Annotated in this window: 26 protein-coding genes and 1 pseudogene; 9 read left to right on the forward strand and 18 right to left on the reverse strand. The window is 45.9% G+C overall.

The genetic code is table 11. The features are described from left to right. Positions 1-93 precede the first annotated feature (93 nt). The 3 genes from HV311_RS00260 to HV311_RS00270 form a co-directional block, all read right to left on the reverse strand. Positions 94-918: an AraC family transcriptional regulator gene (locus HV311_RS00260; protein ID WP_049282827.1), complete on the reverse strand. Its 825-nt coding sequence runs from the start codon at positions 916-918 to the stop codon at positions 94-96. A 211-nt stretch (positions 919-1129) separates the two neighbouring features. Next, complete coding sequence (locus HV311_RS00265; RefSeq protein ID WP_191220589.1) at positions 1130-1630, reverse strand: helix-turn-helix transcriptional regulator; 501 nt, start codon at positions 1628-1630, stop codon at positions 1130-1132. Positions 1631-1840: 210 nt separating this feature from the next. Beyond that, positions 1841-5677, reverse strand: a complete 3837-nt coding sequence (locus HV311_RS00270) for a S6 family peptidase (RefSeq protein WP_191220590.1) — start codon at positions 5675-5677, stop codon at positions 1841-1843. A 344-nt stretch (positions 5678-6021) separates the two neighbouring features. Here HV311_RS00270 and HV311_RS00275 point away from each other — a divergent pair, with 344 nt between their 5' ends. The 6 genes from HV311_RS00275 to HV311_RS00300 all read left to right on the forward strand — a co-directional run bounded on the left by HV311_RS00275 (position 6022) and on the right by HV311_RS00300 (position 11756). Beyond that, entirely contained in the window at positions 6022-6552 is a 531-nt protein-coding gene (locus HV311_RS00275; RefSeq protein WP_049282824.1) for a fimbrial protein, read from the forward strand. An 86-nt stretch (positions 6553-6638) separates the two neighbouring features. Continuing rightward, positions 6639-8996: a PefC/AfrB family outer membrane usher protein gene (gene pefC / locus HV311_RS00280; protein WP_191220591.1), complete on the forward strand. Its 2358-nt coding sequence runs from the start codon at positions 6639-6641 to the stop codon at positions 8994-8996. Continuing rightward, on the forward strand, positions 8989-9687 hold the full coding sequence (locus HV311_RS00285; protein WP_191220592.1) for a fimbrial chaperone: 699 nt from the start codon (positions 8989-8991) through the stop codon (positions 9685-9687). The genes pefC and HV311_RS00285 overlap by 8 nt, the downstream gene beginning before the upstream one ends. A 20-nt stretch (positions 9688-9707) precedes the next feature. Next, complete coding sequence (locus HV311_RS00290) at positions 9708-10715, forward strand: fimbrial protein (protein ID WP_181598738.1); 1008 nt, start codon at positions 9708-9710, stop codon at positions 10713-10715. An 11-nt stretch (positions 10716-10726) separates the two neighbouring features. Continuing rightward, the gene (locus HV311_RS00295) at positions 10727-11245 is read left to right on the forward strand and encodes a fimbrial protein (RefSeq protein WP_103767027.1); all 519 of its coding nucleotides are present in this window, start codon (positions 10727-10729) and stop codon (positions 11243-11245) included. Further along, positions 11238-11756 (forward strand): fimbrial protein, encoded by a 519-nt coding sequence (locus HV311_RS00300; protein WP_155574567.1) that lies wholly within the window; start codon positions 11238-11240, stop codon positions 11754-11756. Before HV311_RS00295 ends, HV311_RS00300 begins: the two co-directional genes overlap by 8 nt. 45 nt (positions 11757-11801) lie before the next feature. Here the strand turns inward: HV311_RS00300 and HV311_RS00305 are convergent, their stop codons facing one another. The 15 genes and pseudogenes from HV311_RS00305 to HV311_RS00370 form a co-directional block, all read right to left on the reverse strand. Further along, entirely contained in the window at positions 11802-12263 is a 462-nt protein-coding gene (locus HV311_RS00305; protein WP_191221173.1) for an anti-virulence regulator CigR family protein, read from the reverse strand. Between the two features lie 7 nt (positions 12264-12270). After that, positions 12271-12499 (reverse strand): annotated as a pseudogene (locus HV311_RS27915) (hypothetical protein); the annotation flags it as partial. A gap of 435 nt (positions 12500-12934) precedes the next feature. Beyond that, positions 12935-13768 carry a DUF4942 domain-containing protein gene (locus tag HV311_RS00310; protein WP_039026305.1) on the reverse strand — a complete coding sequence of 278 codons (834 nt, stop codon included), beginning with the start codon at positions 13766-13768 and terminating at the stop codon, positions 12935-12937. Positions 13769-13883: 115 nt separating this feature from the next. Continuing rightward, a complete protein-coding gene (locus HV311_RS00315; protein ID WP_039026306.1) occupies positions 13884-14225 on the reverse strand; it encodes a TA system toxin CbtA family protein in 342 nt (113 codons plus the stop codon). A gap of 21 nt (positions 14226-14246) precedes the next feature. Continuing rightward, positions 14247-14564, reverse strand: a complete 318-nt coding sequence (locus HV311_RS00320) for a type IV toxin-antitoxin system YeeU family antitoxin (protein WP_039026307.1) — start codon at positions 14562-14564, stop codon at positions 14247-14249. 17 nt (positions 14565-14581) lie between these two features. Beyond that, positions 14582-14803 carry a DUF987 domain-containing protein gene (locus tag HV311_RS00325; protein WP_000691995.1) on the reverse strand — a complete coding sequence of 74 codons (222 nt, stop codon included), beginning with the start codon at positions 14801-14803 and terminating at the stop codon, positions 14582-14584. Between the two features lie 8 nt (positions 14804-14811). Beyond that, positions 14812-15288 (reverse strand): JAB domain-containing protein, encoded by a 477-nt coding sequence (locus HV311_RS00330; RefSeq protein WP_039026308.1) that lies wholly within the window; start codon positions 15286-15288, stop codon positions 14812-14814. A 15-nt stretch (positions 15289-15303) separates the two neighbouring features. Beyond that, positions 15304-15762: an antirestriction protein gene (locus HV311_RS00335; protein ID WP_039026309.1), complete on the reverse strand. Its 459-nt coding sequence runs from the start codon at positions 15760-15762 to the stop codon at positions 15304-15306. Between the two features lie 114 nt (positions 15763-15876). Beyond that, on the reverse strand, positions 15877-16101 hold the full coding sequence (locus HV311_RS00340; protein WP_039026310.1) for a DUF905 domain-containing protein: 225 nt from the start codon (positions 16099-16101) through the stop codon (positions 15877-15879). Between the two features lie 95 nt (positions 16102-16196). After that, on the reverse strand, positions 16197-17132 hold the full coding sequence (locus HV311_RS00345) for an Ivy family c-type lysozyme inhibitor (RefSeq protein WP_072038556.1): 936 nt from the start codon (positions 17130-17132) through the stop codon (positions 16197-16199). A gap of 50 nt (positions 17133-17182) precedes the next feature. Beyond that, a complete protein-coding gene (locus HV311_RS00350) occupies positions 17183-17398 on the reverse strand; it encodes a hypothetical protein (protein ID WP_039026311.1) in 216 nt (71 codons plus the stop codon). A gap of 327 nt (positions 17399-17725) precedes the next feature. Beyond that, on the reverse strand, positions 17726-18424 hold the full coding sequence (locus tag HV311_RS00355; RefSeq protein WP_039026312.1) for a DeoR family transcriptional regulator: 699 nt from the start codon (positions 18422-18424) through the stop codon (positions 17726-17728). Between the two features lie 208 nt (positions 18425-18632). Further along, complete coding sequence (locus HV311_RS00360; protein WP_039026313.1) at positions 18633-19457, reverse strand: DUF932 domain-containing protein; 825 nt, start codon at positions 19455-19457, stop codon at positions 18633-18635. A 93-nt stretch (positions 19458-19550) separates the two neighbouring features. Then, positions 19551-20414: a GTPase family protein gene (locus HV311_RS00365; protein WP_039026314.1), complete on the reverse strand. Its 864-nt coding sequence runs from the start codon at positions 20412-20414 to the stop codon at positions 19551-19553. A gap of 99 nt (positions 20415-20513) precedes the next feature. Next, entirely contained in the window at positions 20514-21443 is a 930-nt protein-coding gene (locus tag HV311_RS00370) for a hypothetical protein (RefSeq protein WP_073528237.1), read from the reverse strand. Positions 21444-22023: 580 nt separating this feature from the next. Between HV311_RS00370 and HV311_RS00375 the strand changes: the two genes are divergently transcribed. From HV311_RS00375 to HV311_RS00385, 3 genes are all read left to right on the forward strand, one after another. Then, positions 22024-22605 (forward strand): rolling circle replication-associated protein, encoded by a 582-nt coding sequence (locus tag HV311_RS00375; RefSeq protein WP_039026316.1) that lies wholly within the window; start codon positions 22024-22026, stop codon positions 22603-22605. Between the two features lie 89 nt (positions 22606-22694). Next, positions 22695-22901 (forward strand): helix-turn-helix transcriptional regulator, encoded by a 207-nt coding sequence (locus HV311_RS00380; RefSeq protein ID WP_039026317.1) that lies wholly within the window; start codon positions 22695-22697, stop codon positions 22899-22901. 102 nt (positions 22902-23003) lie between these two features. Beyond that, positions 23004-23579 carry a hypothetical protein gene (locus HV311_RS00385; RefSeq protein WP_039026318.1) on the forward strand — a complete coding sequence of 192 codons (576 nt, stop codon included), beginning with the start codon at positions 23004-23006 and terminating at the stop codon, positions 23577-23579. The last annotated feature ends 74 nt before the right edge of the window (positions 23580-23653 follow it).

Consider the following 23653-nt stretch of genomic DNA (forward strand, 5'->3'; position numbering starts at 1 on the left):
CCACCTGTTGCGCCAAAGCCGTTTTTTTCTGTGGAGTTCCTTAAAGATATAGAAGAATAATTTAAGGAAAATGGTATGTATAAATCATCAGGACTATTTTTTTACTTTCAAAGCAAACTGCTTCGGTGTAATGCCAAAGAACTCTTTAAAGTTACGAATAAAATAAGATGTACTGGTGTAGCCCACTTCATTGGCGATTCTATTAATATGCTTCTCGGTAGTGGTGATGAGTTTTGCCGCCTGATGCATGCGAATATCCAGCACTAGCGTATTAAAATTATTACTCTCTTTCTCCAGCTTTTTACGAATCGACACCTCCGACATATGTAAAATGCTCGCCAGATCTGCCAGCTTCCAAGATTTAGAGAGATCAGCTTCAATGATTGACTTCAGCCGCTCAGTAAAGGTGGTATCCGTTGATACTGATAAGGAATAAACTAACGATTCTATATCCCTCATTTTAGAAAGAAGATAAGTTATTTTATAAACTTGTCGGTGTTGTGGGACATCGCTTCCAGTTAATCGTTTGAAAATTTTTGTATCTGTTTCATCAACAGGACAAGTAAATATTTTACGCCGCATCTGGTTAACGCTTTGCGGATCCAACAGAAGCGGTTCCATCACTTTACAGATACAACTCAATACATCACTGTCAACTTGATAGAGCTCATAGGGAACACCTTTGCCTAACACTTTTAATGTAATATCAATCACGGTGTTTTTTTCGACGTAACAAAGTGATTCAGGGGGAACATTAAAGGACTGCCCATCTTTTGTTTTTATAAGCAGTTGCGCATCCCGCAGATAGATAATCGCACAGTTATAAAAACGGATTTTTTTCAGCACCAACAGATTGTTGTGTGCAAAATTTTCCTTAGCCGGAAAAATAAGGTTACTTAAAGCACTTTGGCTATTCATACAGTCACCCCCATGCTTTGCATGCATATAATTTCATGGGTTATCAGCCATGTAAACTCGGAATTTTTTAATAATAGAAAAAGTGTATAATTCTAATTATTTGTTTTTTAACTATGTATTTCTTTGAAATACAAAGAGTTACCCAGTGGCTTTGGTGAGATAATTAACAATTTTAATATTTTCAATGAGAAATAGTGCGGAAATATGGTAATCACACATTCGGTGCAAGAAAAAAATTCTTAAGCAATATTGGAAGTTTTCGGCTGGATTCTGCCCCCAGTTTGCGTTTAATCGATTGTATTTTATAATAAATACTGCTCTCTTTTAGCTGCGTTAGCGTCGCGATTTCTCCGATTCTCTTCCTCTTAAAAAAATACAGATAGACTATTTTTCGTTCATCATCCGTCAAGCCATTGAACACTGAAGCAGGCGAAGGTGTTCGGCTTGAGAATACACGCAGCTGCTCATTCTGGTATGATACCTGCTTAAAGCAGAGGCAGGTTACCGGGAATTTTTCCATCAAAAAGCAGTAAGATAAGTAATCATCCCTGTCACAAACCAAATAGACTTTTTTATATTTATTCAGTATTTCATGAGCAGAATAAAAATTCCTGTACTCGTAACATTTAATATCTGAATTGTCATTGGCGAGCAATGATAATCCGTAATTGAAAAAAGCATTTTTACTTGCCAATAAAAAAGCAATGGACATAAGAACTCTTCGCTATCAAATGTATTAGACACCTTAACTAAAAGTGACTATAAGGTATGAAAAGTACAAAAACCACCCTAAAAAATAGTCTATTGCGATAAAATTATGTACCACAGCTTATAGTGTAAATGGATTTAATTATCACTTGCAATTAATCCATAAAAAAACCTGAACTATCGATTCAGGCTTTTACTTGCTCAAAATTTAAAATCAAAATGAATAACGAATATTGGCGTTAATTGCCTTATCAATATCGTAATGACCAAACGCCGAACGCTCAAAATTAAGACTAATCCTGGTGTTTTCTTTTATTTCAGCATTGACACCGAAATTAAAGTTTACCCGGCTATCTTTACCATTTCTGATGGACGTTTTCCCGGCAAAATCACGAATGACCGTCTTCGCAGGATTAAACAGGTCATACTGATAATGAACGCCCGTCAGCGCGGTCAACTTCCAGTCTTTACCTGTGAAGGTTTTACCGATATCAACGCCGGTACGACCTATCAATGGATTATCCTGCTTACGCTGCATACGGATGTCTGAGCCTGCAGACTGCCAGTCAAACCGGTTTCCTGACACCGAGCCATAAACCAATTCCGTCTGCGGCTGAATAAAGGTTTCGTCAGGTAACGAGAAGCGCCAGCCGGTTTCTGTGCCCAGATACCAGGAATGTGAGCGGTAATCCTGCTCCGGCATTTCGATTTCGCTTGCCGAATAGTGGTTATCGTGGCGGACATATTTACCGATTGCATCCACATACAGCCCGGAGTCAAACATCGCGGAAGCATAGAAACCGATACCGGTTGATTTTGTCTGACCGGACCAGCCATCACCATGGCTGCTATTGTGAGTGAACGTTGCCGTCACACCGGTAAACAGATCACCGCCGTCAAACGCGTGCTTTCTGTCGGCTCCAATCTGCAGATGTGTCCAGCTGTTGGAATTGCCCGCCTCAGCGGAACCCGTACCGCTGAAGATTCGCGCCCACGCCCCGGTTTCACCGTGGGTGTTGCGCAGATCGCCCATGCGGTAGTTCAGGTTGTTCATCTCTGTCAGGAAGTTTTTATATCCCGCATTCATAACTGATTTGCTGGCCTGCAGCGCCGCGTTGTCCTGCTGCACGTCAAATCCTTCCAGCCGCCATTGTTTACTGTTTTCGCTCTCCACGATGCCCAATTGCGGCGTGAAGGTATGAATACCCGCGCGCTGTGTCACTGGTTTGAGCGTGAACACATCGGCAGCCGTCGTTTTCGGTGCTGTGACTAACGCTACGGATGACATTCCCTGGCTCACTGAAGCCACAGACGGGACAACAACCAGCGCATTGTTTTTACCGGACAGCGACTGCTTAACCGTTACCGTATCTGCCGTTTTACCGTCAGTGTTCAAGATGAACTGGCTGTTGCTGGCCGTCAGAGTGTCCACCGTCAGAGAACCCGCTGCGCCGGTATTGCCAAAGCGCACCTGTGAACCTTTCAGGTCGAGAGATTTCACCACGGACTGCCCGTTCGCCTGCCAGAGGGTATTCGTCATCACCGCGCCTGCCAGTGGCGCACTCAGGTTGCCACCATAAGCCGTGAACAGATTCTCACTGGCTTCCTCTGCTGTACCAAAATTCAGGCTGGCAGTATCATTCGCCTGAATATTTCCCGTTATTACGCTACCCGTGCCGACATTCAGCGTGGTGCCTTGGCCGTTAAAGCGCCAGCGCTCAGCCGAGTACTGTCCGGACAACAGCGAAAGTGTCGATCCCGCACCGGCAGCCACTTCACTGTCAGAAATCAGACCCAAGGTTGCCGTCAGCTTCGCGCCATCCGCCAGCGACAGCGATGAGTGGCTGAAGCTGCTTTTCTGGTTGAGAACGGCATCGGTGGACGCCACCGTCACCGAGCTGTCTGCGCTGTCAATCCCGCCGGTAAAATGCTCATTAATCTTAAGAGTAGAACCGTTATTCAGCTGTACGCGGCCGATGAAACGGCTCCGATCGGCGTCGTTTGTCGCTTTTGACTGCCCGAATGACGGCGTGGTTTTCACACCGTTACCGTCATTGAGATCGATATAGAGATCTTCACTACCCAGCGTCACGGCGGAATGGTCTGCAAAAAGCGTTGTATTGAGGCTGGCATTCCTCGCCAGACTGAAATCAGTATTGTAAAGATTAAGCTGTTTCAGGCTGAACTGGCGGGTCTCCCAGTCACTTTGGGTAAAGGAAACCGGCTGAGTGAGGACAGAATTGTCGCCAAGCGCCTTCAGCTTATCCGCGACAGCCTGAGTACTGACGGCATGTACAACCGGATGCCCCTGAATAAACAGGCGGCCATTATGTTGGGTGAAGTTTCCCTCCGTGTTCATCCCTCCATCCATGACAAAGTCGTTCTGCGTTCCGGGCGTCACGGTATTTTTAACATCAACATTACCGGTAAAATGGCCGTGCCAGATGTTGGCAACCGCCGTCGTGGCATCTGGCTTGTTGAAATCCAGGTTGACGGAGGCCTGACTCCCGCTGTTGGTCAGAATCGCCCCATCGTCGGCGCCGTTCAGCTGATGGAAGGTGAGGCTGTTACCGTTGATATCGAGCTTACCGCCGCGATAGCCCCATTTGATATTGTCGGGATTGACCTGTTTGTCATCGCTTAAAACAACGGTTGGGCGACCGCTTACAATACTGACATTATTAAAGGCCTGAACATTACCATCGCTATCCGGCCGTTGTGCCAGGACGACAGTTCCTTCGCCAACATTCAGCCCTCCGGGGTTGATTCCCGTGCCGTTAACTTTTAATGTCCCGACACCAAGTTTGTGCAGGTTATCGCCCTGAACACCATTAACTTGCCAGTCAACGCTATGATCGCCGTTGATAATGATCCCACCACCTTCCCAGGTCTGAGAGTCGAGCGGTTTGACCGTATAATCGTCATCAAAAGTCAGCGTTCCTGCACCTTGGTTAACGGCATGTTCTAATACAACGGTGCCACCGCCCTGGAAGGTGAGATCTTTACCGCTGTTTAATGAGGTTGGCGCAGTAGGGCCGAAATTGCCATGCATTGACCATGAGGCTGCACCCTGGGTTAATGTGCCAACGCCTGTGTTATCATCATATGACCAGCGAATATCTCCCTCATTTTGTTGTGATTTAATAGGAGCATCAGCGTCCTGTTTCATGGTATCAGCCACATCTCCGACAGGGATGATCGTATACCAGTTAGTTTTTCCATTCACACCTGCGTAAGAATTGAGCACGGCAGTGACAACCCATTTATTTTGCTTAGCATCCCAGGCAAAAAGTGGGGAACCACTGTCGCCAGGTGTGCCATAGGTGGAAAGTGGCGTATTTGTTGTATTAGTGACAAAACTCCAGTCAGAAATAAACGGATGATTTACGATCCCCCCGGTTTTATACGAGTATGCCCCTGACAGCTTAGTCAGTTTACCACTCTCATCTTTTACATATTGCGTTCCCGTACCGACCCGATAGAAAACGGGGAACCGCTCCTGATTCTGATATGTGCCTTTGGCCGTTCCCGCGTCAGTCATATCCAGAGCGCTAACCTCTGTCACAATTTTGTTTAGTCGGGGGGTATGGAAGTCTCGCTTGTGGTTATTTCTGTCAACCAGGGTGTAGGTAGTGTCGTCGTTGTAACCAAACTTCACCTTTTTATAGCCCACATTGTGCTTAACGCTGACGATATATTGTGGCGCAACTAATGTAGCAACCCCAGTCCTGTCATTAGAACTGAAATCTATCATGGGTGCTTTATTTAACGTGGTGAAGACATTTCCATTTTTATCATATAGCGGGATGTTTTCTGCATCTGGTTTAAACGAGCCTTTATTTTCAGCGAAATCGCGATATGTTTGATAATTAACCCCACTGCTGACAACAGAAGCATTTGATGCAGCAGAACATAATATCCCCATCATATTCACTAGCAGTACGCTTATTGATACTCGCGGAGTGATGTTCTTCTTTATACCTTCACTGACTTCTGAAACGACAACGGCCTCATCTTTACTGTTCTTTTTTATCGCGTATATCTTATTCACGTTTCCCCCAGTCACTATCCGCTTAAATAAATGACATTTAAATGAAAATCAGATCCAGTCAATAAAAAAAAGCGTCCTTTTATTTTTTTATCCTGAAAGAGCATTGTAATGAGGGATTTATTGCCACCTTTTTCTATTTTTATCAGCTCTATTGAAAATAAAAGAGTTAGTTATAAAAATTGAAACAATAAAATTAACCTAATCGCAAATAAAAAAAACCGATAAAAAAGTAATGATTGCTATTTTTTGGTTTGCCAGCGAGTTTTTAGAGCAATATATTCCGTCTCGCTCATTAAGATTGTTATGAGCTGAATTATGAATTAAGCCTATTAATGGAGTATAAAATGAAAAAGCTGATTTTAGGTTCGGCAATTGTGGCAGTTCTGGGTGTAGCGTCTAGTGCTATGGCTGCGCCAAACACCGGTACTGTAAACTTTACGGGGGGTGTTTCGAGCGCGACTTGTAATATTGATCTTAAAGATTCTACTGGTAGCGATATTTCAACAGTTGATTTAGGGACAATTGCAACAAATGCTACTGCCGGAACAGTCGTAAACTTCAAATTGATCCCTAAAGAACAAGATTGCCTCACTAAGACTGCTGCGACTATTTCTTGGAGCTCACCAACTTTGAATGCAATGGGTATGAGCAATAGCGTAGCTGATGGTACTAATGCGGTTATGCTTCTGACGGCTTCAAATTCTGGTGCTAAAGATAAATCTGTTAAACAAGGGAACACCACTTTTGATTATAACGTAACGGGTGGTATCAAGTCATTTGATTATGCTGCTGCACTTGCTAAACCGAATGCAAGCACAGCATTTACTGCGGGTGCCTTCAGCGCAGCTGCTACTTACTCAATTGTTTATAAATAATCGCTGTTAACTCTAAGAAGGGAGCATCGTGCTTTCTTGCCTGCTCCCTATTACTTATTAAATTTTATGACTGGTGGCAAGAATAAATGAAAAAAGGGATGGTTTTGTTTTTAATTATTTTTCATTTAGTTCAAAAATATGCTCTTGCCGAGGAGTTTAATTACAGTTTCATTCGTGGTGGAAGCAAACAGATACCTGAGATACTCAATAACATCGACAAAAACGCTTCTGGTAAATACTTCGTCGATATAATATTTAATAAATCAAAAGCTGCTGCCTCCGTTGAGTTAAATATTAATGAAAAAGATTCTGAATATATTTGTCTGTCAGAGGAGTGGCTAGAAAATTCAGGAATTCACATTAACAAAGAATTTTATAAGACTTTTTTTAATGCTAGCCAAGAGTGCTATTATATTGGAAAAGAAAAAAATAGCCAAGTGAAACTGGATCCTTCCTTGCAGGAGTTATCAATCGATATGCCTCAGGCTGGCTTTATAGATTCAAAAAAGGAAGGCGGCACCTGGGATTATGGCAGTACCGGTTTCAAACTCGCCTATGATCTTAATACGTCAAAATCTACTGACCAGGATCGGACAACATACGGTAACATCGAAGGCCAGATCAATATCGGCGAATGGGTCCTGCTGGGCAGGGGATATGCATATCAGGGAGAAAAGTTTGAGAGCAATAACCTGCTGTTAACACATGCGATAAAATCGATTAAATCAGATATTCTTATCGGTAAAACCCAGTCCTACAATACCCTGAACGATGGTTTTACCTTTTATGGCGCGCAGTTAAAGTCTAATCAGGATATGTATCCCTGGGACTCGCAGTCTTATGCTCCGGTCATTAATGGTATTGCCAGAACACATGCCCGTGTCACTGTCGAACAAGGCGGATACACATTAAAGTCGTTCGTGGTTCCACCGGGTCCTTTTGTGATTAACGATCTGACCGGCGTATATTCTGGCGACATTATCTTAAAAATTTATGAAGAGGATGGTTCGGTAAAAGAACAGCGATTCCCCGTCGCCGTGCTGCCAAATTTATTAAAACCCGGAAATTATAATTACAATATCGCGGTGGGGAGTAAAGTTGACCAATACAGTAACAAGCGTGATGATGACAGCTTATTCGCGCAAATGACTTATGATTACGGTTTTGAGCCCTTTACGCTCAATACCTCTGCACTGGTCGATAAAAACTATAACAACATTGGTCTGGGTCTGATCCGCTCTTTCGGCTGGTTTGGCGCCGTGGCAATGAGTGGCAATCTGTCACAGGCAAAATACCATAATGGTAAAGCCATGAACGGCTTTAGCGCATCGGTGAAATATGCCCGCGCCTTAGGGGAAAACGCAAATTTACAGTTGATTGGTTATCGTTTTAACTCAGAAAACTATATTGATTACACGGATTTTAACTATCGCTATTACAGCCTGTTAAACAACAGGCCTAAACAGCGATATGAATCGATTATCACCTATCAGCTTCCGGAAATGAATGTGTTCTTCAACATGTCGGCATGGAAGGAAGACTATTGGGACAGTTCCAGTGAGGTAGGTGCAAACCTGAATCTCAATAAGAGCTTTAATAATATTTCTGTCTCTCTGAATGCCGGGTATTCCCGACTGCAGGGGATGGAAAACGATTATAACACCGGTATCTCACTGAGCGTGCCCTTTAGCGTGTTTGATAAATCGCAATATAGCTTCTCTGGCATAAATTACGATCGCCGTAATGGAACGAATTTCAATACCGGTGTTTCGGGAAGCATTAATTCTCGCCTGAGTTATAACGCATCCATCAGTCAGTCACGCAACACCACGGGAAGTGCGGTTTCAGCTTCTTATCTGTTTGATGAGGTTCAAACCTCGGCCAGCTATTCGCAAATGGGGAGCTCGTCCAGCTCTACCTTCCAGGTTGGCGGAAGTATTATCGGACTGCCAGATGCAGGTATTCTTTTTACGCCAGTGAAAAATGATGAAATTGCCGTTGTACAAATGGAAGATATGCCAGGCGTCAGATTTAATGGCTCCATGCCTGGCGATAAAAAAGGGCGCGCTGTCATACCGTTAACCGCGTATAACAATAATACCATCACCGTCAATGCGGATAACTTGCCACAGAGCGTTGAGTTAACAGAAAACGCAATCAATGTGACGCCGACGGAAAACGCGATTATCTATAAAAAAGTGAAATACAGAAAAATTAACACGTATATCGTTAAAGTCATCAGCAGTAATGGTTTTGTTATTCCAATGGGAAGCATCGCTAAAAATGCAGAAAATCAGGAAATCGGCTACGTCAACAACGGCGGGATTCTGTTAATGAATCTTGAAGATAAAGATGAAGGGATCATTTCTGTTGGTGATTGCAAATTCGATTCACGATCGCTGCAGAAAGATATGGGTAAAGTACAGGAGATTAAGTGTGGCTAAGAACAATACACTGAGAAAGTTTTTCATTTCTGCATCACTGTTGTTATTTACAGCATCAAGTCATGCGGCATTTGCCCTTAACAGCACACGTTATGTGTTTGATGAAAAAAGAGAGAATATCTCTGTACAGGTTGATAACCAGTCCACTCAGGAATATGGCGGACAGATATGGATTGAAAACCAGGACCAAGACGACAAGAACGTCTATTTTGTACCCAGCCCGACGTTCTTTAAAGTGGCCGATCAGCACAAACAGATCCTGCGTATCCTGAAAATTAATGATGCGCTACCAAAAGATAAAGAATCTCTCTTTTGGATAAACGTACAGGAGATTCCGAAGGCACCAAAAGATGGCGCAAATGCATTGTCTATCGCCCTTCACACTCAGGTGAAAATGATATATCGACCTGATATATTGAAGGACAAAAGAGAAAATGCAGAAAAGAACATTAAACTTATTAATGATGAAAGCAGTACGGTGTTGTTCAATGACTCTCCATATTATTTTGCGGTAATCAATGTTAAGCAAAATGGAAAAACTGTAAATCTGGAAGATGATGTTAAAAATAAAATAGCTGTATTTTCTCCTTTTGAGAAAATATCACTCAACAAAAAACTAACTGGAAATATTAGTTTCGTTGCTTTTGATGATTACGGTGTTGATAGAGAATATAATATTTCTCAACATTAATTAGTAGATGGGATATCTATATGCTTAAATTTTTTATATCTCTCCTGATACCATTTTCATTATTGATACATCCTGCCAGTGCAAAAAATTGTGGGACAGGACTCGGCATCGTATGGAATTTAGGAAGTGCAGGTTCAGAATATTTAGCATCAGGTTATTATACCTCCGTGGATAGTTACTATGCAGGGGAGCTTATAGCTACCATTAATGGTGATATGTATTGTGACGCCGATTACATGGATGGAGTTACAGGGATTAGCCGAATGATAATGAGGTTAAATGATGGGCTACAATGTAAGGATAGTAGTACCATCTCAATAGATGGAGTGACCGGCGCGGAATGGAAATTAACTGGAATGGTCTGCGAGAATAATAAGATACGCTCGACGACGACAAAGAGTACACCTTGGGATCAAAAAGCTAAGTGGCCTAATGGAACAACCATTGGATCAGCTAAATTACTCATAGGTTCAGCATATTGGAAAAACTATCATGTAGATGATCAGCGAAGTGTAATGATACCCTCTCCAAGTTTCGGGTTGGGAGTTTTAGACAATAGCCCAACTATCAATGTTGGTTCCGTTATTGAAAAGGGGAGACAAATGAATATATATAATCAAGGTACCTGTACGATGTCTTTATCTACTGAGAACTTAAACTTTGGACGCTTATCCCCGCCAGATATTAATAACGGAAATATTAAAAAGGATTTCTACTTAGATTATTCCTGTAAAAATAAAGGTGCAGTAAATGGTGTATATATCAAGTATGAACCAGAACACACAATAGATGCTTCCCAAGGCACATTTAGTGCCAAAGACAAGAGTGGGAATAATTTAATTTTTAAAATAAGCACACCTTCTTATTCCAATCGCACTATTCCTCTTAACACATTATGGCCAATGGTTTCCCCATCGGCCTCAGATACATCTGGTAGAGTCTATTATGACGTACAAGTTATGCCTTCTACGCCACTACCTTCCGGTGCTGTATCTACTTATTTAAATGTTTCTCTTGTTTATAGATAATTGGTGGCTGTATGCAAAGGTGGTGTTTATATCTGTTCTTGATAATGCTCCCTTGTTGTAAAGGATTTGCAGTAACAATACCGAAGAAAGTAACTATTAATGCAGAAATAGCATTAAATACATGCGCGGTAACACTATCACCTGCAAATATTAATTTTCAGCAAGTGAGTGTAAGCCAACTTGAAAACAACGCAACTACACCACAGACAGTTGATTTGAATATTGCTTGCAGTTGGCCCGCAACCGGGATCTCACTAAAATTCTCGCCTGCTGCTGGCGTTTCCAAGAGCAGCACTAACCTGATGAATACGGGGTTATCCGGCGTTGGGCTTGCGTTGTCATGGAAAGATCCAGCCGGCACAGATTTTAAGTCGCTAGAATTAAATAAGCCTTTTGCGCTCCCAACTGCATCAAGTAACAAAAATGAAACGCTTGGTCAGTTTCAGCTGTTGCCTAAACAAATTCCGGGTGAAACGCTCCAGGCAGGGAATATTTCCACCAGTCTGACTGTCGAGGTGACCTATGATTGACAGGAGATGTCTTTTTTTCCCATTGCTGGCGGGACTGTTAAGCACATTAACGGCGTTTAATAACCAGGCCGCACAAAAGGCAAGCGTAAGTCTCCCCATTGCAATGCAGGTCACTAATCCTCAGTGCCAAATCAATAAAGGACTTGGCCTGCCTGAAACCGTGCAACTTCCGCTGATCACAACTTCAGGTGCCTTATTAGGTGATAGTAACGTTGAAGTTCCCATTGTGATTGACTGTGCCAGTGATATCACCAAATTTGAAGTTACCCTGGCAGGGGGCAGTAATTCGAAACTCAGCACGTCAAATAATAAGGTTGATATTACCTTGTCATGGAAGAAAGGTGGAGGAGCCGTAGAATTCGGGAAGCCGGTCGAGCTGAGTAAAGCACCGTTTCTTGTGAGCCAAAAGCAATTTGATGGCTCCTTATTGGCCAGAGTGTCTCCACATACAGGGAACATACCGGCAGGTAATTACACAGCCAGTTTACCGGTGACGTTTACTTATTATTGAGATAGCATAATAAAAGCTGGGGAAATTCCCCAGCTTGTTAATCAATTAATCAAACACGCCATTGATAATTGCGGTCACTACTGAGGTGCTCAGTGCAATAAGAACGAAATCATTCCTTACTATTTTCCATTCATAGCCAGGATAATAAGGTCGTTGCCCCAACATCGATGCCGGAACCGTTTTTTTCGCAATGCCTGGTGGTAAGGAGCCACACCCCGCCAGGCCATAATTCACCGCCAAATGTCGGGCAGCCGAAAAACTGATATCAGAATCGACATGATCCGGTTTGCCATATTTTTTACGGTGATCGGATGATGCGTTATTTTTCTGACCCGCATTGCCTTTCTGCGCATTCCCTTTATTTCCGTGATTATCACTATTATTGCCATGGTTGCCACTATTACCATTGCCGTTCCCATTGCCTGGATTCGCCAGTGCCGGGGTGGCAAAGAGCGAAAGAGAAATGAGGGTTGCCAGTACAACTTTTAAACCATGCCGTGTACCTATGCCCCTGTTCATCACCCGTGCTGAGTGGCAGGTGCAGCGCTGAATCATCCAGTTTGCGGGTCGCCACCAGCAACACCCGGAATCCTTGCGCGTTGTAATCTTTCGTTTTCGCCAGCAGTAACTCACGACGGTTTCATTCAGCGCGACCACCTTGTCACCATCAGCATCTCTTCCACTGCGCCTTTGCAAATCAGACTATTATCACCGTTACGTACATCCTCTACCGACGCAGATACTAGGGTTATTTCTCTTTTTTTATCAGGTATTACAGGGGTTTTGTTGACTTCGAGGGAGCTCAGGAGAGGCTAATTGGCGGAGATCACAGGAGTCGCATTTGATACTTAACTCATTGATTTAAAATTGCCATTTTGTGTTGGATAAGTGAGTAACCCCCATAAGCACCCCCAAATGATTTTGCTTGTGGAGAGCAGAGGCATCCAGAGCTACTTTTTGGCCTGTAGTAAAGCGGCAATATCCTTTTCGCCTCCGGCTTCTGTTTAACGCCGAGTTGTTTGGTAAAACCGAACAACTGAAGTTTCGCATATTCAGTTTGCCAGCGTCTGGCGATGCTCTCCCTGCTGAACTTGTAAATTAGACTTACAGGTTACGTAGTAGCCTGTTGAGAGTTCTTGGCCGCAATGATTATGCCAGAAACCCATAATCTACTCAGGTTATCTTGCAGGTAGCGCTCCAGGAAAATGTTTTGCCACGATATCATTCATCCTCTCCACCAGATCAAGGCGTTTAAACGTGATATGTCCGCTGCCTTTCTGAAAATAACGAATGCTAAAGAAATCATCCTCGAAGACCTGTTGATGTGGATTATCGCGAACAAAATCCATGAACCGAATGGAGATATCGTGCCGGTTATCAGGGATGGTTTTACCATCCAGCAAATACAGCATACGTTCCAGATCGGCTAACTGATCGCGCCGCCAGCCCCAGTTCAGGCTGTAGCCCCATCGGTCATGCTTCACCAGATTGTTGACGATAATCTTCTTACCGAAGCTGCAGGGACTGTTGGTTTTGTAATCCCACGACAGGCCTTTGAACACGTTAATGATGCTGCGTTCGAAGACGTCCATTTTATTCAGATGTAGCTGCTCAAAGGTGCTGAGGATATTCGCCTCGCTGATAGCAGGAAGATCGCCCTCCTCCAAGTTCTTATGCCACTGGTCACGAGCCTGCGCATCCATCAAGGCCATCATGCCGGACTTCAGCATCAAATCGCGCCAGATACTGCGGTCAATATTGTGGGTGACGGCAGGTAGCGCTCTATCAGTATTTTCAGTCAGCCAACTGTCGTAACGGTGCCCGGCTTTCATCGCCCAGTCTTGCGCTGTACCACCGCCTATTTCTGAGGTCAGCCGTGAAATGGCATCAATTTGCTGAATGAGTTGTTCGATCTGTTTTAGTGCTGTATCGCGGCCTGTCACTATACGTTCAATACTAGTCGAGCAAATCAGTTCGCTATGACCGGTTAATACTTCAGCTTCAGTTTGCATGATATTTTATCCGCAAAAAGCAAACGCGGCTGCCGGGTAGTGGCAGCCGCATTATGCAATATGTAAACAAGGGAGAAAGATCGGAAGTGCAAATCGGGAAGGTTGTACGCAATATTCACCGTACTGCGTTGTTACGGCTTTGTCGCAACAGGCCAGTTGCCTGTCTTGCCCGTAAAATATCTACCGCCCGAATATAAGGTGATTGCTCCTGACAGTTAAAACTTCTGCGATCGATACGAACCAGTTCGTACTTTTCCACCAGAAAGTTAACGGCATCAGCCAGCGTAATACCGGCGTTGATATGCTCCTGAATAACGGTTACATCACTGAATGGTGTGTCGTTCAGCGTCAGGCCATAGTGTTGCTCCAGCAGGCGTGTCAGTAGCATTTGCCAGACTGCAACGGTCGACAGACAGGGCTTCGCCGCCCGCGAAATTGTAGCAGGTAGAGTTTTCATGCTTGTTCTCGTGAAATTAAGTTAGCGTTGAGTGGGATAAACAGCGATGTATACGTAGCCGCAACTGCCAAGAGTATCGGCTTCGCAGGTATAACCGTTGTGGTACAGGGTGACGCAATGGGCATGCCGAGGATTCATTTCACCAGTGGTCAGCATCGATTCCATCTGACTGATAAAATGCGGAAATGCGATATCCAACTTCTGGCATTCGGCATCACTAAACTTACTGGTGATACTGGCCCGGTCAGCCAGATAGTGCAGCCGGTTGCCCTCCTGTACCAGACGTGCCCCCATGCGCGGTGTAATATCCCGCTGCAGGCCCCATGTGGTGTTGCTCATTTATAACCTCTTTATTGTCAGTTCAGGGTGATACTCATCAGGCAGGCGTAAGGCCCGTTACGGTCCTGGCGGCGTTCGGCGTACACAGCCAGGACTCCAGTGATATCCGGAACGTCCCTGCCTGTGTAATGACAGACGCTACCGTGCCACTGGTATTTGCCGGTGCAGTAGCGAAAGATTCGGGACTCAGGATGCTGGCGGTATATCGTCATTGCCCGGCGTTTACTGATAATTTTCATTTAATACCTCACAGAAGACCGTGTTCCGCGAACGAATAGATTTGCCTGCCGCCGACAATCAGATGGTCAGGGATACGGATATCCACCAGTTGAAGTACCTGAACCAGTCGCTGCGTGAGGGCTTTGTCAGCTTGGCTGGGCATCGTCTCGCCGGAAGGATGGTTATGCGCCAGTATCACCGCCGCCGCATTGAAGTGCAGTGCACGTTTTACCACTTCCCGGGGATAGACCTCGGTGCGGTTAATCGTGCCACTAAAGAGGGTCTCATGGGCGATAAGCTGGTTCTGATTATCCAGATACAGCACCCTAAACTCTTCCCGCTCAAGTGCGGCCATATGTAGTCGCAACCACTCCCGAACGGCATGAGTGGAGGTGAAGGATACCCCTGGCTCATGCAGGTGCCGCTCCAGAGCCCTGAGCGCCCGCTGAATGAGACGCCGGTCCTGTGGCGTCATCTCGCCGGGTAAAAAGGAAAGCTGTTTCATTCGTTGTTCCTCTGGTCAGTCAATGATACGCAGAATGGCGTGGGCTTCTGGATGCTGCAGGGCGTAGTCCCGCAGACGGTAATAGTGCTCCGTCATGGCATCGCATTCGGTACGGCAGGCATGGTGGCTGTATTCAATCAGGCAGACAGCAATACCTGCGGCTTCTGCGCTCATTTCCGCACCATTGCCGTTCATGCCGTTGAACAGATGCCATTTATCGTCACCTTCAGCATCAGGAGCCATAAACGCACCGCCATTGCTCAGCGTGTAAAACTGCCAGATACCGCCACTGTAATCCGCGCAGAAGCGGTCCATCCAGGCAAAGATGCGCGGCTCCAGCATTAGCCACTGTGGAATGGTGCCAAAATGCTGCGGCCAGAAATGAATACGCAGCGCATCGGGGACGTCGGCGACAGTAAGGGTAAGTTGCGGCTCATTAGCCGGGGTAAATACAGGCTGAGTCAGGGAGGTCATGGTGTTCTCCATTAATAAAAACGCCAGCGGTTGTGGCTGGCGTATCGGGGAATAAAGAGATGTTGATGGCGTGTGACGCTGGGTGAAATACGTAAGAAATTTGCAGGGTGACGGCTATCGCCGGATGCTGTACTGCCGGAGATACGGGTTAATCCCTGCACCGGCGTCAGGCTCAAAGCTCCAGGCTCGCCAGACCATACTTCCTTCGCTATCGTGAACCACCAGCCGAAAATGGCTGTCCTGGTCATCTTCAATAGCGATGTTGCGGTAAGCTGTGGCGACAGCTTCTGCCTGCTCCCGGGTGAATGGCCCGGGCGGCAGCAAAACAAATTCAGGCATTTTGTTGCACCTTAAAAAGTAAAAACCCCTGGCGCAGAAGCGACAGGGGACAGAAAGAGGGGGGATTTGGTATGTTTCGTGTTGTAACGATAACGCTACTGCTTAGCCGCTTGTTTTGCTTTTTCCCAGGACGGACGATCCTTACCGGTGAAGTCGCGTACCAGTGACCAATACTCGACCGGGTACTGCATCACAACTTCACTGCCTACACCAACATCAACAGTCCAGTATTGGCCGTTGTTCATAGAGCCTTTGCGTATCCAAGCATTCGGACTACAAGTTCCGGTATCGTACTGTTTCCAAAACAATTCATCTTTGTCAACCATGTAGATATCACCGAAAGCACACCCGTTCAGAGACTGGTGGTTCCAGATGGCCACGATATGTTTGGTACTGCCCACAACCGTACACGTCTGTTTATTACCACCACAAACATCGCCCAGCGTTCTACCGTCATCACCAGTGACTTCCCAGATGGTCTTTGGTGCTGCCTTCGCTGGGGCGGCTGTCGGAGCTGGAGTAGCGGAAGCTGTCGTGCTGTTTTGTGCCGGCGTCACTTCTCCTTTGACCAGGGAACGCAGTACCTTCGCTTCCCCGTCACTCGGGGTATTTACCCACTGTCCGTCGTTACGGTTAGTGTAAAATCCGATGAAGTTCCCGTGGTCGAGTTCGTACAGGAAGATCAGGTTGTGATCGCCACAATCTCCGTCAGCACACATCGAACCTTTCAGATAATCTTTCCCGTCGATTTTCAACGGCTCCAATGGCCCCTGTGGGCCATTGAGTGCTCCCTCCTGCCCCAGCAAACCAACCAGTCCATTCCAGGACATGGCGGTTTCAATAGACTTCTTGAACTCCGGGTCAGTCTTCATTAGGTCGGCTGGGTACGGACAATTGTTCGCTTGCGGCTGACAGTTTTTAGCGTCCATCGCAGTTTTGAAATCGGCGTGGGCGATGGTAGGTGCTACCAATGCTGCAGATAGTACCAACCAACCCCATTTCACGCTGGCAGGGAAATATTTTCTTTTCATTATCAAACTCCTGAAATAAAAAAAGGGCCATATCAGGCCCTGTACAGTGATTAACTCTCGCCACGGTCACGTAAAGTTTTTCGTGCAAGGCGTTTTTCCATTTCTGTTGCGCCGCTGAAGTAACCGTCATCCGCGACAATTTTCTTCAACGCGGTACTGCTCTGACCATCTAGGCGGTCATGAATCGCCTTCATTTCCCGGGAACTGTCGAGCGCGTCTTTAGCGACGTTTTTGGCGAGTTTCCCGGCAGTATCCCAGAATCCCATGTATTCCTCCTTTGCAGGTAACCCTTGGCGATGTTGAGCAGCGTGTGATAAACCAGTACCGCCCACCCGATACGGCGCTAGACGCCTACTCAAATGCCATGCCGGAGGTGTGTTGCACTGTGCTAGGGCGGCCATCAGTGGCGTGGTGGAAAGCTGTTGCCACTCCGTCATTCCCTACCGCCATACCAGCGTGGATACGGTCAGCTCACTGCGTTGTATGCGTCCGGTGATATCGTCTTCAGTCACACCGTCGTGACGTACGCTATTTTTCTCGTAAAACTAGGCCATTGTTTTTTTCCTTGTTAACAGAGGTCATTAAACCGAAGCCTAGCCCGATTCCACATTATCGGCAGCCTGTGACAGAACTTCACGGATACAGTCGAAGTGCGGAAGTGCCCGGATAAAGCCCGACTGTGTGGTTAACTGGCTGAGACGTTTTTTCGGGATAAAAGTGGTATTGAGGACTGTCACCGCATGGATGGTCGTCAGAGGATGCACGGTGATATACCCGTTAAGTTCACCAGTGAGGTACCAGCAGCCGTCGAGTGATATCAGGCGGTATGGGGCCAACCCGTCACAGCGCTCTCCCTCGGCCAGCAGCAGTACCCGCTGGCAGGCGGTAATGGCACTGACGAGACGGTAGAAGACCAGTGAGCTGGTCGGTGACACAGACTGTGGCGGCTGCCATACCAGACACGGCATCCCTCCTGCAGTGAGCAGCATGCCCGCCAGACGCCGGTCCAGCCCCGGAAAAATATCAGCCAGTCCGGCCCGGTGCGCGAAGGTCAGCGCATCGAGCTCCCCCTGTACGCCCCCACCGGTGCTGCGCAGGCGGCATTGCCCCCGTCGATACTCAAGGTCGAGGTACATCAGCCGTTCACGAAAATCCCGTCGCAGGGTACGGACTGACACTCCAAACTCTGCAGCAAGCCGCGTCATGTTCAGCGTTTCACCTGCAACCAGGCGGCTGATTATCAGTGACAGCCTGACAGCCAGCCGGTCATGACGGCGCTCTGCCTGTGTCATCTTAAATCTCCGTAATAGTTAACTGACTGAATATGAAATGATTCTAAAGAGGGGGGAGGACAGGGTATGGACATGGAATGAACTATTTTTTATCTGCCACCGGAAGCAGGCCCGACGCGGCACATCGTGAAATACGGTGAAAAAACACTCAATCCAGAGGAGGTAAAACGGACAGGGAGTGTCCTTTCCTAACATGCTGATAACAAGCTCAGGACTGAAACCCACTCAGCATCGCTTCAGCCATCACCCACAGTGCCCGGTTGAGCTTAACGTCGCCGTCGATACCGCGCACTGCACGGGTATGCGTTCGTCCGCCTTTTGCACTCCGTCCACTGAGCCCGCCCTTAATCAGGTTCTCCTGAATACGCTGATACGTGGTCCACAGGTCGTTACTCTCATCCTGCCAGCGACGCGGGGAGAGTACCTGTGACGGCGCAACCGGCTGGTGGTCCTCCCCGAAACGGTACGTCAGTGCAGCCTGTGCCAGAGCCTGTTGTGCAGAGGGCGGCAGCATCAACGACTGCATGGCATCCCGTTTCTCTTCTACACGGTCAAAAATCCCCAGTACCTCATAGGCTCCCTCAATCACCTGACTCACCACATCGCCTTTGTGCGGTACCCGCACCTCGCCAAACGACTCACCGCAGACGAGCCCGTTCTGGCATACCGCACGGAATAATCCCGGCAGCATCTGATACGAGCTGGTGCCATCATGGGAGTTGAGCAGAATAATTTCCGGCACCTGCTTACCGGTAATCTGCCCCTCACGCCGCAGACGCAGCATGTGCTTGGTATGTTCACGGCGCCCTGGGTCACGAACGCGAGTCTGACAGGCAAAGAACGGCTGAAAACCCTCTCGCTGCAGATTTTCAAGAACAGTAATGGTTGGTATCCAGGTATACCGTGTGCTGCGTGACGCATGCTTCTCCTCACTGAACACGCTGGGCACCACCCGACACAACTCTTCACGGGTTAGCGGGCGGTCACGGCGAATAAGGTTTGCTGCGCCAAAGCGCGAAGCCAGACGGGTCATAAGCAGACTCCTCATGATGGAAAATAAAGACAAAAAAGCCCTGTCGCTCAAATGGCGGCAGGGCTCAGGAAACGACGGATTAAGTGGCAATATTCAGAAGAAGAAATTCCAGACGGCCCGGGCGACCGACACCACGGTATCGCGTACAGCCTGAATGATGGTCCGAACCGGGGCTGGTATCAGGGGTAGGGAACTTACTGTATCCAGTACCGAGCCGACCGTTTCCCCAAAATCGTCACGGGCTTTTTTATTAATGGCATCGGTACGAAGCGGGGCACTGAGCTGTACCGCTACCGGGCTGCTGGCCTCGCGTGGCAGGCAACGGATCATCCTTTCAGCCATTACCCGAAGCCCCCATTGCAGACGTACTGACACCGCACAAACCGGGTTTACCGGCTGGAACAGTTCATGTAACAGGCAGATTTTGCGGCTGATATTCTGTTTCTGCTCTGTAGACAGCTTTTCACCACCGCTGGTGGGTTCGGCCTTATCCGACTGACTGATAACAAACAACACCTTATGCCGGTATGCCTCACCAATCACCTCCCGGTAAAAATGTTCATCCACTGCCAGCGCCCGGTCATCGGCCTTAATCAACCACAGCACCAGGTCCAGCCGGGGAAGCTGTTCGCTGTAAAGCGCAGCATATTCTTCATCGTGCCTTTCACTTTCACCGACACCGGGCAGATCCACGATGGTCATAAAGTGCTCACCCACCTGAAAACGGAAGCGTAGCGGTTTACGGGTACAGGCTGCAACATCACTGACCGGCGAAACGTTCCCGGCAAAAAGCGCATTACACAGGCTGGATTTTCCGGCTCCGGTCTTACCCATAATGCCGATCACTGGCTCATAATCCGCAAGCCTGCTAATATTCGAAAGTATTTGTTTTCTAATAAAATCAGGAAGAACAGCCACAGACTGCGTGATATCTTGCAAACCTTCATGTATCTTCATCAAATAACCTCAGACAAATAAAAGAAACTCGCCTTAATGTCTATAATTCAGGCGAGCTTTCGGGGATGATCATTGTGATAATATCTGTCTGAAATATTTTTAAATGCTTCTGATATTCTTCGGAAGTTTTAAATATGCAGAATTAATGCATAACTCTAACATCTCTTGCCGGGTCATTTCACTGGCTTGTGATAAATCAGACAATTTTTTTTGTAATTCAGGCGTCAAAATGGCAAGAACCGTATTCTTGACTTTGTCTTTTTTATTTTTCCCAGATAATTTGAAATTCCTCTGAGCATATGCATTCTTTATCTTTTTACTAAAATTAATAATGGTTTCATCAAGTAAAACAGTGGAAGTACACCATATATCAAATGCTGCATTGACAGCCAGATAAACGTCATGTGGGTTATCCATTATGGGCGTAATGTATTCACCAATCATTTTTCTTTCACTAAGATAATTCCATGCCCACAGACAATCATCTTTTTTCTTGGGCGACAGAAATGATAGTGCGTTTTTTTTACAAGTAATCTGTCTGTAAGAATTTCTCATTTCATTTAAAAATCTACGTTTGCCTTGAGGGTTAATCCATCGATCAAAAAAATTCACAATATTAAAGAATCGTGCCCTGCTATTTCCAGGGAGGGGATCACAGCCCAAAAAAATATAAGGAGTTACGCCTGGTTTCTTAATAGGTGGTGAAAAAAAGAGCGCAGGCATTGTGTAAATGTTACACCACATCCAGTAACAAGCCCGGTCACTGTCCTCAATCCAAGAGAAATCACTGAATTTATATACATTTTCTAATGCGGAACTAACTATGTTATCCAGTAATAATTTTGTTTGTTCAACATCAATGTCGGTATTAATTTCGGGTATTTCTTTATGTAGAAACCTTATCCAATTGTCCACCCCTGATTTCATTAAATGGCTCGTGAATGTAATGGACTGGCTTTTCAACGCCTGACTGATGTAGCCGCATAAGCGACTATCGTAATCTGAATCTGAGCTAAATCGTCCTTTCATCGTACCTTCTACACACTCATCATTGAAGTAATTAAAGGATAATAAAACAGTAACCAAATGATAATCAATAGGTAATAAAATGGTAATGAAAAAATCCAGGAAAGGCTTGTCCGTAGCTGTTAAAAAAGCCTATCACATGCTTACAGTTTAAGAAATTGATGAATCATGTACCCTGCATCATCGTCTGCACATACCAGTGGCTATCTACACCCAATCGATTTAGAGTTACAGGACGATGACCAGCCCGCGAGTCCCCAGGAGCATAGATAACTATGTGACTGGAGCGGGTGGGCGCAACCAACGCACCTGTATAGTTATTATCGGAATGGTCCAGTAGGTTACCTCTTATTATACAAGGGAGAATAGAGTACGGAGGATGATAAAAAGTCTTAATAGCCAAGAGTAAGTTCATAAAATTAATAATTAAGGTTAATTGGTATTATAGAGAGTAGATCCCAATTGATAGACATCTAACATCCCAACCTCGGGATGATACATATCCGTCATAAGTGATTGAACCCTGCTTGACAGAAAAAACAGATGCACTAGTTCCTTTGAATTCATCCAAAGGAACAGAGCAATGCAAAGACATTACCCACATTTAAAGAAAATCATCCCTAACGACTTCCTGCTGAATTTGATTAATCACCATCTCAATCAGATCCTGGCATGTCACGCCAAGATACTGGCGTTTCGAATGGATTTTGATTATCAGCGTGGTACGAATCGATTCATTCGTAACTCCTCGATAGAAATACAAGATGACCTCAGAGAGCTTACTCAGGCAATGATCAGCCTTCCTGGCGTTATCGGTAGCTTCTGGGTACTGGAATGGACATCAGAAGGGGCAGTTCATGCCCATGCTATTTTTTATCTTAATGGCCGGGAACATCAGAAATCATTCCCATTCATTTCACAGGCAGGAGAACTGTGGCATCAAATTACTTATGGCGAGGGAAAATACCAGCGATGCAAACCAAAGGAATATCATCAGGACAACATTAACAATGTTGTTGAATATCACAATAACGAAGCCATAAACAGTCTCAGACGTATAGCCAGTTATCTAACAAAAGAAGACCAAAAATATGGTTATCTAATTTGGGGATGTAATGAGGTTCCCTCGCCTGCAAGGCAGGGTAGACCAAGAAAGTTTTGTTAGTTTTTAACAGCAGCACCGGTTGCTATGCCGGAGCGGGCAGCAGAATAACCCCGACTTCGGTTTCCATTTAGCTACCGGAGAATCAAATCATGACAGTTAAACCAACCCTACTTGAAGATCGCTTTGTTGATATGGCTTTCATCACCCGCCTGCTGGGGGTCAGTGATAAGTGGATTTACCGACTCATCAAAGGTGGCATATTCCCCAAACCTATCAAATTGGGGCGAAGTTCACGATGGCTACAGAGTGAAGTGGAAGCATGGCTACAGGAGCGTATCGCTCAATCTCGTCAGTAACGCTTTCCGGTGTTTGCCACATATTTCCCAGCCAGCTTAACGATCCGCCTGCTGCGGAGGTTTCTGGCTGTCTGTTTTACAGAGATGAAGGATTCTTTACCGATGAAAGAAACCATTGCCCGTTACGACTATTTACTTAACACCTACCAACGCTGGTTGGCCGATTTAACCAATATCGCAGTCCGAAACGGCATGTGCCATCCGGATATTCAATCAAGCCATCTTCTTACGCTCTCAACGTTACATTTTCCTGAGACTGGCGCAGTGGTTGCGGTCGTGCCGCAATGCCTCTACCGGATTATTTATGGTAAAGCACGACCAGAACCGTTGACTATCCAAAACGATTTGCAAATAAGTCTTGAAACCGAAAATGAACTTCTGTTCACCCATGCCGGGATGGAAGGGGTTTTACTGAGTGAGTGTGTCAGATTGAAGCAAAGCCGCATAGCCAATAAGTTGATCAGCCTTTCCGCGCGATTTAAGGCGCGTGAGATTCGTCATAAGCTGATCTGGCTGTGCTGGCACGATTTGATGCAGGGGGCTTCGATGACCGATTGGCTGGAGAACCTGAAGCGGATGAATCATGTGGAAATTTGCTTCTGGCTGGGGCAACGACAGGAGAAAAATGCGGCGCTGACGAAGCTGATGGATGAGTATGTGGTTTTTACGCGTTATTAGCCTTTTAAACTTAATAAGTTAGCTTTTCCTCTCTTTGCCATAGAGATAACTTCTCCACCAGTCTATTCATTCCT

Source organism: Citrobacter sp. RHBSTW-00881, from assembly GCF_013728515.1.
Taxonomy (GTDB): domain Bacteria; phylum Pseudomonadota; class Gammaproteobacteria; order Enterobacterales; family Enterobacteriaceae; genus Citrobacter; species Citrobacter braakii.